Origin of the sequence: Algoriphagus lacus (assembly GCF_003583985.1) — a bacterium.
GTDB classification, from domain to species: domain Bacteria; phylum Bacteroidota; class Bacteroidia; order Cytophagales; family Cyclobacteriaceae; genus Algoriphagus; species Algoriphagus lacus.
On the sequence record NZ_QXML01000001.1, the window covers coordinates 766909 to 776923 of the forward strand.

10 protein-coding genes are annotated in these 10015 nt (G+C 43.3%); 7 read left to right on the forward strand and 3 right to left on the reverse strand.

Annotated features, from left to right (window positions below; translation table 11 throughout):
- Window positions 1–70 precede the first annotated feature (70 nt).
- From D0X99_RS03265 to guaB, 3 genes are all read left to right on the forward strand, one after another.
- Window positions 71–508, forward strand: coding sequence for an ABA4-like family protein (locus tag D0X99_RS03265; RefSeq protein ID WP_119476193.1), 438 nt, complete (start codon window positions 71–73; stop codon window positions 506–508).
- Window positions 501–1271 carry a hypothetical protein gene (locus D0X99_RS03270; RefSeq protein ID WP_119476194.1) on the forward strand — a complete coding sequence of 257 codons (771 nt, stop codon included), beginning with the start codon at window positions 501–503 and terminating at the stop codon, window positions 1269–1271. Before D0X99_RS03265 ends, D0X99_RS03270 begins: the two co-directional genes overlap by 8 nt.
- Window positions 1272–1413: 142 nt before the next feature.
- A complete protein-coding gene (gene guaB, locus D0X99_RS03275; protein ID WP_119476195.1) occupies window positions 1414–2892 on the forward strand; it encodes an IMP dehydrogenase in 1479 nt (492 codons plus the stop codon).
- A 49-nt stretch (window positions 2893–2941) separates the two neighbouring features.
- Here guaB and D0X99_RS03280 read toward each other — a convergent pair whose 3' ends face one another.
- The 3 genes from D0X99_RS03280 to D0X99_RS03290 are packed head-to-tail and all read right to left on the reverse strand — an operon-like array spanning window position 2942 to window position 5852.
- The gene (locus D0X99_RS03280; protein WP_119476196.1) at window positions 2942–3919 is read right to left on the reverse strand and encodes a YpdA family putative bacillithiol disulfide reductase; all 978 of its coding nucleotides are present in this window, start codon (window positions 3917–3919) and stop codon (window positions 2942–2944) included.
- Between the two features lie 6 nt (window positions 3920–3925).
- Window positions 3926–4690, reverse strand: coding sequence for an NRDE family protein (locus D0X99_RS03285; RefSeq protein WP_119476197.1), 765 nt, complete (start codon window positions 4688–4690; stop codon window positions 3926–3928).
- 52 nt (window positions 4691–4742) lie between these two features.
- Window positions 4743–5852 (reverse strand): alkene reductase, encoded by a 1110-nt coding sequence (locus D0X99_RS03290; RefSeq protein ID WP_119476198.1) that lies wholly within the window; start codon window positions 5850–5852, stop codon window positions 4743–4745.
- A gap of 111 nt (window positions 5853–5963) precedes the next feature.
- Between D0X99_RS03290 and D0X99_RS03295 the strand changes: the two genes are divergently transcribed.
- The 4 genes from D0X99_RS03295 to mraZ all read left to right on the forward strand — a co-directional run bounded on the left by D0X99_RS03295 (window position 5964) and on the right by mraZ (window position 10010).
- Window positions 5964–6764: an SDR family NAD(P)-dependent oxidoreductase gene (locus tag D0X99_RS03295; protein WP_119476199.1), complete on the forward strand. Its 801-nt coding sequence runs from the start codon at window positions 5964–5966 to the stop codon at window positions 6762–6764.
- 112 nt (window positions 6765–6876) lie between these two features.
- The gene (locus D0X99_RS03300) at window positions 6877–7245 is read left to right on the forward strand and encodes a BlaI/MecI/CopY family transcriptional regulator (RefSeq protein WP_119476200.1); all 369 of its coding nucleotides are present in this window, start codon (window positions 6877–6879) and stop codon (window positions 7243–7245) included.
- A gap of 2 nt (window positions 7246–7247) precedes the next feature.
- On the forward strand, window positions 7248–9170 hold the full coding sequence (locus D0X99_RS03305) for a M56 family metallopeptidase (RefSeq protein ID WP_119476201.1): 1923 nt from the start codon (window positions 7248–7250) through the stop codon (window positions 9168–9170).
- Window positions 9171–9575: 405 nt separating this feature from the next.
- Window positions 9576–10010: a division/cell wall cluster transcriptional repressor MraZ gene (gene mraZ / locus D0X99_RS03310; protein WP_119476202.1), complete on the forward strand. Its 435-nt coding sequence runs from the start codon at window positions 9576–9578 to the stop codon at window positions 10008–10010.
- Window positions 10011–10015: the final 5 nt, after the last annotated feature.

Genomic DNA, 10015 nt, shown 5'->3' on the forward strand with positions numbered 1-10015 from the left:
TGAAAATTTAACGTTGCATTAATCTAAAAATCAGCAGGTTATTTTTATTTTCAGAGAATAGATACTTGAAATGAACCTGGAACTGATTTTTTCGATCGCAAATTCAACAGCATTTTTGTGCTGGATATTATTGTTTGTGCTCTATCAAAAGCGCTGGGTTTACCGGGCGCTTTTTTCATTTGTTTTCACCGGAATGGCAGTAGTTTACCTCATTTTCATTCTACAGGGAATAGGAGGCGATTCGCCGGGAGGATTTGACACTCTGGCCAATGTAAAACTCCTCTTTTCCAAAGATGAAGCCGTCCTTGCAGGCTGGATTCATTACCTGGTGTTTGATCTTTTTGTCGGAATGTGGATTTGCAGCGATGCAGACAAAAGAGGAATCAATCGCTGGATTTTATTGCCTTGTCTTTTGCTGACCTTTATGCTTGGACCTACGGGTCTTTTGCTTTATGTCTTGATTCGTGTCGGATACCTTAGAAAATTCCCCCAAGACCCATATGCTTAGAAGCTGGTACACAGAGCTTCAGAATCGAAATATGCTCCTTGCCAAGTCAGGAGGTTTTTGTTTTCTCTTGGGGGTCCTTTTGATTTTCCTTCCCTTGGTAGATCCCCGAGAGCTTCAAGGTGCTTATGTTTGGACCAAACCAGCCAAGTTTTTCTTTTCGGTCGGAATATATTTTTGGACTATAGGATGGTTGATGGAATACCTTCAGAATCGGAATTTTGTAAAACGAATCAGTTGGGGGATTTGGATCTTGATGTTAATAGAGCTTGTGATCATCACTTATCAGGCATCACTTGGGAAGCTTTCTCATTTTAATATTTCGAGCCTTTTTGATGGGATTCTTTTCCAGATTATGGGAGTTGCCATTGTTCTGAATTCTGTCTTGGTGATTTTAGTTTTCCTAAGATTCAGAAAAATCAATGATTTGCCTCCTGGATATCTTATGGGCATCAGACTAGGTTTGCTGATTTTTTTGGTCGCCGGATTCGAAGGTTTTGTCATGTCTGTTAATTTAAAGCATACCATTGGAGCAGTGGATGGTCAGGAGGGATTGCCGTTTTTGGGCTGGGCAAAAGAATATGGAGATCTTCGAATTTTCCATTTCTTAGGGCTTCATGCTTTACAGGTTCTTCCGATAGTGGCTTGGCTATTTCTTAGAAATGACCCGAAGAAAGTTCTTACGTTTGGTTTGGTTTATTTTCTTTTGAGCTTTGGGACATTTTGGATGGCTCTTCAGGGAAAGGGAATAGCGGAATGGTTTTGACGCCCCATTACCAAAACTTATTTTAAAATCCTTTCCAGAATAACTTCAAATCGACATTAATTTTTGTTTTTCGCTGGGATGGCATTGGTTTTTGTGTGTAACTTTGGCGGGCAAATAGGGTTACCTATAACCAATATTTGCCATGAATCGAAACTCCTCGAAGTTCCTCTACGAAGCACTCACCTATGATGATGTGCTTCTTGTTCCGGGTTATTCAGAAGTGCTCCCTCGCGAGACAAACACTTCGACCCAACTCACCAAAAAAATCAGACTGAATATTCCACTGGTATCCGCAGCAATGGATACGGTAACTGAAGCTGAATTGGCTATTGCGATTGCCCTAGAAGGTGGACTTGGATTTATTCATAAGAACATGTCTATCGAGAAGCAAGCTGCCCAGGTACGGAAAGTAAAGCGGTCTCAGGCGGGGATGATTCTGGATCCGATTACGCTTCATATTGATTCAAAAGTGCGGGATGCAGAAACCATCATGCGCGAATATCATATTGGGGGCATTCCGGTTGTAGACGGAGAAAAGGTACTGAAAGGAATCATCACCAATCGCGACTTGAGATTTATCAAGGATCAAAATCGATTGATTCGGGAGATCATGACCAAAGACAATCTGATCACCGCCAAATCCGGAATTTCTTTGGAACAAGCTGAAGAAATCCTCCAGGAATATAAAATCGAGAAGCTTCCCATCGTGGATGAAGAATATAAGCTTACAGGACTAATCACCTACAAGGATATTCTTAAAAGGAGAGATAAACCCTATGCCTGTAAGGACGAATACGGCCGCCTTCGTGTAGGTGCTGCAGTTGGTGTCACTGCTGATATCGTAGAGCGAGTGGAGGCTTTGAAAAATGCGGGTGTGGATGTGGTATCAATTGACACAGCTCATGGACATTCAAAGGGAGTGATTGAAACTTGCAAAAAGATCAAAGCAGCCTTTCCTGATTTGGAAGTTATTGTCGGAAATATTGCCACCCCTGAGGCGGCAATAGCCCTTGCTGATGCAGGGGCAGATGCGGTCAAAGTGGGTGTTGGTCCAGGATCGATTTGTACTACCCGGGTGATTGCCGGTGTAGGCGTTCCCCAGCTTTCAGCAGTGTTTGAATGTGCAGAGGCACTGAAAGACCGAGGGGTTCCGGTTATTGCAGATGGAGGTATCCGCTATTCCGGCGATTTGGTAAAAGCCATCGCAGCAGGCGGAAGTTCCATCATGATCGGTTCCCTTTTAGCTGGTACAGAAGAAGCACCGGGCGAAATGATCATATATGAAGGAAGAAAATTCAAGACCTATCGGGGAATGGGCTCTTTGGAAGCTATGGAGTCCGGCTCAAAAGACCGATACTTCCAAGACGCTGAGGACAATATCAAAAAGTTGGTGCCGGAAGGCATCGTAGGGCGTGTTCCATACAAAGGAATGGTTTCGGAGGTTTTATATCAGTTGGTTGGTGGTCTGCAGGCCGGAATGGGTTATTGCGGTACCAAAACCATTGAGGATCTTCAGAGAAACGGTAAATTCGTTAAGATCACAACAGCAGGTGTCAAGGAATCGCACCCGCACGATGTGAGTGTAACCCGAGAAGCACCAAACTATAGTTTGAAATCCTAAAAATTGAAAACCGGCTCAGGCCGGTTTTTTTATTGGAATTTTTAGCAGCCTAGTTATGAGTAAGTTTTTGGACAATGTCTCTGACGATTGACTCTGCATGAATAATGCTGTTTTCAATAAAAAACTCCCGGGTGTTAAGTCCTCCGCAAACCACACCTGCCAAGTAAACTCCGGGCACATTGGATTCCTGATTGGTCTGATTGTAACAGGGTTGCCGCTTTTCGTCAAGGCTCAACTCCACTCCGAGCTGATCCAGTAGCGAAAAATTAGGTTTATAACCTGTCATGGCCAATACCCAGTCATTGGGGATGATTGTTTCACCGTCTGGAGTTTCAAGGATTACCTCTTTTTCGCGGATTTCTTTCACCTTTGATCGGGTAAATGCTTTGATCGAACCTTCCTTAATTCGGTTCATGATGTCTGGACGAACCCAGTACTTGACGTTTTCGTCTACCTCGTCACCCAGCAAGACCATACTAACTTCGGCTCCTTTTCTCCAGGTTTCCAAAGCTGCATCTACAGCAGAATTTGCACCGCCAACCACCAACACTTTTTGATTGATAAACGGCCAGGGTTCCTTGTAATAATGAAGCACCTTTGGAAGGTTTTCACCCGGTACATTCATCAGGTTAGGTAGATCATAAAAGCCTGTAGCCAACACGATTTTTCGGGATCGGTATTGGCCCTTAGTAGTATTGATCTCAAATAGGTCGACTTCTTTCTTAAGCGTTTGAACAGCCTCATACAGGTTGACTTTCAGTTTGAAATGAAAGAAAATCCTTCGATAGTATTCAAGGGCTTCGGTTCGAGTAGGTTTTGCCCCGACTGACATAAAGGGAATACCGGCCATTTCCAGTCGGTCTGAAGTGGAAAAAAAGGTCATGTTGACCGGATAGTTGTAGATGGAATTGGTCAGGGCACCTTTTTCCAGGATCAAGTAGTCCAATCCGTTATGTTGGGCTTCAATTCCACATGCAAGACCAATAGGCCCACCTCCAATAATGATCAGATCAAAAATCTTTTCCATGAATAATTAATGTTTATAGGTTTGAAAGTGAATCCTTCTGTCTGTGTATTGGGATGGAGTCCATTGAAAAGTCCGCTCCCGGATGGTAGTTTCGCCTTTCTGGTTTTGAATGACTGCTGCTGCAGAAACAGTTCCATAGTTCGGTTCCATTCGGATCAATTGGGCCGAAAGTTTGATTTCCATCGCCTCAGTGGCGCCAGTTCTGGGCAGGATCTCATAGGGATGTGTTTCGCTTGATTTCAAAATTCCAAGCAGATTCACTTCATCAATTTCTGAAGCTAGGACATTCCTCAATTGACTTTTCGCCAACTCAACCTTAGGCCAAGGATCATTGATCAATCCATTGCTTAGTCCGTGAATCCCCGGTTGGATTTCCTGAATTTGGTCAGCATAATTGCTCAGGTAAAACAGCTTTTCTCCATCAGAAACCAAAAGATTAAATCCTTCATACCGTTCTTTTTCCATGAAAATAGTCTTCAAATAGACTTCGGGTGAAAAATCCCCCTCAAGGAAGTTCTGAACCAGTTTTCCCCTGCTGATTTCTCCTTTTCTGAGGCTATTGAAGTCCCTGTAATTGGTAAGTAAGGCCCATTTTCCATCAGGAGTAAATCCCATCCAAGTACCTCCTCCTTTAAGGTCCTTGCCGGCTATTACTCCGTTCTCCCACCGGTGAAGTGCTGCAGTGGGACGGTCAAAAAATTCATCCCGGTTTGCACTGATGATCAGTGGGAACTCCTCGTGGGTTTTCCAGGAAAAAGCGACTAGACACATATTTTAAAGGTAAAGAAAAGGGGCTATTCAATAAACAGCCCCTTTGAGTGAATTAACCAACTTTCGCTTCCTCGAGACTTGGGTAATCTGTAAAACCTTTTTCTCCTGGCGTATAGAAGGTAGTTGAGTCCCATTCAGTCAGAGGTGCATGATGGGCAAATCTTTCAGGCAGGTCAGGGTTGGAAATAAACGGTTTGCCAAAAGCGACAGCGTCAGCCAAGCCTTCCTTTATTACCTGATTCCCTTTTTCCTGGTCAAATCCATTGTTAATCACCAAAACGCCTTTGTAAATAGGACGATACCGTTTTGCAATGTTTGGCTCAGCAAAAGGAATTTCACTTACATCGGTAAAAGGCTCCGAAAGGTGCAAGTAGGCAAGGTTGTACTCGTTCAGTTTATCAATGATATAGTCAAATGTTGGGATGGTTTGCTCATCCAAGGTCATTCCAAAGACACCGTGAAGTGACGGATTCAATCTGACACCGATCCGGTTTTCAGGCATTACTTCCTTTATCGCATCGATCACTTCAAATAAGATTCGAGCTCTGTTTTCAATGCTTCCACCATATTGGTCAGTTCGGTGATTGGAAGTCCCATTGAAAAACTGGTGAAATAAATAGCCGTTTGAAGAGTGGATTTCCACGCCGTCAAAGCCGGCTTCCATGGCGTTTTTGGCCCCATTTTTAAAATCAGCAATGGTCTGCTTAATTTCTTCCAAGGTCATTTCTTTGGCAGTGACCGTATCCTTGAATCCCTGAGGAGTGTAAGATTTTGAATTTGGATTGGTAGCAGAGGCTGAAAGTGGTAATTCTCCTCCATGAAAATCAGGATGGGACATTCTGCCCACATGCCATAGCTGTATAAATATATGTCCCCCTTCCTCATGGACTGCGTTTGTCACCCCTTTCCATGCTTCAGTTTGTGCCTGAGAATAAATTCCTGGAGTATTGATGTACCCAACGGCCATCGGAGAAACCTGGGAGCCTTCTGTGATAATTAAGCCAGCCGAAGCGCGCTGTCTATAATATTCTTCGTGAAGTTCAAAAACTTTGTTTTCTGGATTTGCGGCACGGCTCCTAGTCATGGGGGCCATCCAAACTCGATTCTTAAGGGACAAATCTCCTACTTGAATAGGCTTCAAAAGCGGCTGTGTGTTATTCATAAATAATGTTGGTTTTTATTATTCTTATTACGTGTATATACAACTAATTTAGTTTTGGGATAGTTCAGAAAGAAAAAAAATTTATCTTCCATCCTGACTCAGTTAAAAACAATGGACCCAACACTGATTTTGATTACCGGTGCCGGCAGCGGCATTGGATTAAATTTGGCAGATGCGCTTTCACAAAAGGAAATTCCGCTGTTATTGATTGACATCAACATTACTGGCCTTTTGGAGAAATTTAAGAGCCGCCCATCAGTACAAGTCCTTTCAGGAGATGTTTCAAAGGCTGAAACCTGGTTTCAGGCAATTGAAATCGCCAAAAACTTGGGATTACCCATTTCTCACTTAATCAATTCAGCAGGAGTCATCCGTCCGGGTTTTGTGACTGATTACCAGTTAAGTGACATTGATTTTCATCTGGATGTGAATGCCAAAGGAACTATGCTGGGTACCACTATCATTGGAAAAGAAATGAAGGGCCAAGAGTTTGGGCACATTATCAATATTGCATCACTTGCTGGAATAGCGCCAGTTTCGGGCTTGAGTTTGTATACCGCTTCCAAATTTGCTGTGAGAGGATTCTCTTTGGCGGTGGCTGCCGAGTTCCTGGGGCATGGAGTTGATGTTTCAGTTGTTTGTCCCGATTTGGTAGATACGCCCATGCTGACTACCCAATTGGATTTTCCGGAGGAGTCCAAACTTACTTTTAGTGGATCGGAAAAAGTGCTTCAACCCAAGGACATTACAAAGGTGATTTTGGAATTGATGCAAAAGCCAAAAGTCCAAGTTTGTATTCCCGAGACTAGAGGATTCCTTGCAAAAATCGCCGGCGCCTGGCCAAAAATCGGAGAACTTTTTCGCGATTCACTTGAGTCCAAAGGGAGAAGAGCTATTCAAAAAATCAAGTAAAAACCAGTAAATCAAGCCTTAACATTTTTTAATACGATAATTGTCGTACTTTTTTTTGAAATTACGATACACTTCGTATAACTTTGGTACGAAAGCTATCGTAAATATCGCCATGAGCAAACCAACTGAAGCAGAATTAGAGATTTTGTCCCTCCTATGGGAGATGAAAGAAGCCAGCGTGCGGCAAATTCATGAACGCCTGGCCGAGACTAAGGACACGGGCTATACCACTACCCTAAAGATCATGCAAATCATGCATGCCAAAGGAATGGTTACCCGGGATGAAGAGAACCGAACTCATATCTATAGACCGGCTATTAAGCAAGGCGAAACGCAGCAGTCCTTAGTGAAAAACCTCATGGCAACCGCTTTTGGAGGTTCGGCAAAGTCACTGGTGATGCAAGCTTTGGGACAGGAAAATCCCTCAAAGGCGGAAATAGAGGAGATTAGAGCATTTCTTGACCAACTGGAAAACAACTGACCATGAGACTTTTAAATGATTGGATACCGGATAGCCTGCTCCAGGCATTAGGCTGGACATTAGTCCACTCCCTTTGGCAACTCGTTTTGATAGCTGCCATCCTTTGGGGAGTTTTGAAATTGGCTCATCGGTCTGCTCCAGGTGTAAAATACACCATTGCGGTAGGTGCATTATTTCTTGCAATTTTCGCGGGGGTGGGCACATTCGTATATGAATTCAATGCCATAGAAACCCGTCCGGTTTTTTCCACAAGCGATTTCCAGATTTTATATACAGATCCCTCCATTTCCTCAACTGAGGTTGGATTAGACGCCGCAATGGTCAAAACAACTTGGTGGATCAATCAGAATATTCCCCTCTTGGTAAACGCTTGGTTTTTAGGTTCCCTTTTGTTTTTGTTTCGATTGGTAAACAGCCTTTCTGAAATCAGAAGCCTTCGAAAATCTTCAACTCCGGTTTCTGATTTTCAACTCCAAAAAATCGCCTACCGATTGGTTGGGAAAATGGGGCTCAAAATTGATGTCCAGTTGAGAATCAGTCGTTATGGGATTTCCCCATTGACCTTTGGCACATTCAAACCAATTATTCTTTTGCCAGCAGGATTGATTTTTCACCTGTCTCCAGTACAGTTGGAAGCAATTATTGCCCACGAACTCGCCCATGTCAAGCGGAATGATTACCTCATCAACTTGGTACTTTCGGGACTTGAAGTGATTTTCTTTTATCATCCTTGCTACTGGTGGATGAACCAAACCGTAAAAGAACTTCGTGAAAATGCCGCTGATGACTTGGCAATTAAGGCAGGAATCGAGCCCAAAAACCTGGCAACTGGTCTTGCGGAGGTTCTCAATTTTGCAAAGCAAAACCCACCGGAACTGGCCCTCGCGGCAAGTAAAAAAAGAAACCCGACGCTTCAGCGCATCAAGCGAATCTTGGGTTACCCCGCTCAAAACTATCCACAAAACCCTATTATTTCTATCCCTATGATGTTCACACTTATGCTCAGCTTGGGTCTATTGGCCAATGGGCAACAAAATGCTCCCAAGGCAGTATCAACCCCGGAATCCATCATTCCGATGACAGAATCCATACCTACCCCTATGGATACCTTGACCAAGAAGAAATATACCGGTCCTAATGAGAAGGGATTTTATCACTTCGGGGAACATGTCATAGTCTTCTCCGATGGAGAAAATTCATACCGAATTTCAGAGGACACCCTTTTCTCAGGGAATGATACCATTATCCTGAGCGGTAAAACCAAGTTGGCGCTTGATCAATTTCGAAGTGTCGGTATGCCAAACGTACCAAACTTGGATATCCCGATGCCTCCCGTATTCCCTGAGGAATTCGAGATGGCCCCTGTCCCTGAATTTAATCTTGAATTTCCTCCGATGGAATTTGAGGCCCTCGCAATGATTCCAATGGAGCCCATGCCTTCGATGCCTCCAATGCCTCCGATGGGATTTGAATTTGACGGGCCCAATTCTTTTCAGTTTTTCTTCTCCGATACCTTAAAAATGACCACCGAGGAAAAAGAAAAATTAGCAAAAGACATGGCTAAAAAGTCAGATGAGTGGTCAAAAATCGTCGAAGAACAGGCTAAAGAATTTGCAAAACGATCCGAAGAATGGGCGGCCAAATGGAAGGAAGGAGAGCCTGAGCGAGAGGCTAAGATGGAAGCTTGGAAGAAGGAGTTTGAACCAAAAATGAAGGAGTTTGAGCTGAAAATGAAGGAATGGCAAGCGGCTCAGGAGCCAAAAATGAAGGAATTTGAACTCAAAATGAAAGAGTGGGAAGCTGCTCAAAAACCAAAAATGGAAGAGTTTCAGAAAAAAATGGAAGTTTGGCAAAAAGAGCATGAAGCCAAGCTTGAGGAGTTTCAAAAGCTGCTTCGGGAGGAACTCAAAAAAGATGAAAACTGATCATTAATTGTGTGTTGATGCTTCAAAAAGACCTGTCCAATTGGGCAGGTTTTTTTGTGTCCGCCCGGGAAAATCCCCCACTTTTTGGATAGTGTTTCAAATTCCCGGGAAAATCTCCCACTTTCTGCTCAAGCAAAATTTTTCAGGTTGCTCATGTCTCTTTTTCAATAATAAAATCTTCGATTCTGGCCCATTTTGGGCTTTTTTAAAATCAAACTTCCTGCTTTCTAAGACGCTGAATATCAGTAAAATTTTCTACGAAATTTTCTTGAAAATATTGGCTTGGATGAAACTTTTGGCTACTTTTAATCAAAAGTGGGAAAAAGTGGGGCAAAGTGGTAAAATGTGTAAGTCATTTTATTACTTTTGTTTTTACCAAAAACTCTACCTGATAGAAGTTAGCATATGTTCAACAGTCAATACGATAGCAAGCTGGATCCCAAAGGGCGTCTGGTATTGCCTGCCAAAATTAAGGCGGCAATTCCGGAGGCTAATGGGGTATCTCTCATGCTCCGCATGGCTGAAGACAAATGCCTTGCACTCTATCCCATGGTGGAGTACAAAAAGCTGGAGAGTCAGATCAAGTCCCTCAACATCAATAATCCCGAGCAGCGAATGCTGCAGCGATCTTTTTTCAATTCCATCGTCGAGGTGGAATTGGATAGTACCGGGCGCTTTCTGATTCCTAAGCTTTATCAAACCTATGCCAGTCTGGATAAGGATGTAGTTGTCGTTGGCATGGGCACTCGAATCGAACTCTGGAATCCTGACAATTACCTCAAAAACATCATTGTAGATCCGGCGGACTTGTCTGGCCTGATGGAAAAGTATCTCTCCTAAGCGCT

What these genes read in the sequence shown, in the direction of transcription:
- D0X99_RS03265 (WP_119476193.1), top strand. Translation starts at nt 71, where the DNA reads ATGAACCTGGAACTGATTTTTTCGATCGCAAATTCAACAGCATTTTTG.
- D0X99_RS03270 (WP_119476194.1), top strand. Translation starts at nt 501, where the DNA reads ATGCTTAGAAGCTGGTACACAGAGCTTCAGAATCGAAATATGCTCCTT.
- guaB (WP_119476195.1), top strand. Translation starts at nt 1,414, where the DNA reads ATGAATCGAAACTCCTCGAAGTTCCTCTACGAAGCACTCACCTATGAT.
- D0X99_RS03280 (WP_119476196.1), bottom strand. Translation starts at nt 3,919, where the DNA reads ATGGAAAAGATTTTTGATCTGATCATTATTGGAGGTGGGCCTATTGGT.
- D0X99_RS03285 (WP_119476197.1), bottom strand. Translation starts at nt 4,690, where the DNA reads ATGTGTCTAGTCGCTTTTTCCTGGAAAACCCACGAGGAGTTCCCACTG.
- D0X99_RS03290 (WP_119476198.1), bottom strand. Translation starts at nt 5,852, where the DNA reads ATGAATAACACACAGCCGCTTTTGAAGCCTATTCAAGTAGGAGATTTG.
- D0X99_RS03295 (WP_119476199.1), top strand. Translation starts at nt 5,964, where the DNA reads ATGGACCCAACACTGATTTTGATTACCGGTGCCGGCAGCGGCATTGGA.
- D0X99_RS03300 (WP_119476200.1), top strand. Translation starts at nt 6,877, where the DNA reads ATGAGCAAACCAACTGAAGCAGAATTAGAGATTTTGTCCCTCCTATGG.
- D0X99_RS03305 (WP_119476201.1), top strand. Translation starts at nt 7,248, where the DNA reads ATGAGACTTTTAAATGATTGGATACCGGATAGCCTGCTCCAGGCATTA.
- mraZ (WP_119476202.1), top strand. Translation starts at nt 9,576, where the DNA reads ATGTTCAACAGTCAATACGATAGCAAGCTGGATCCCAAAGGGCGTCTG.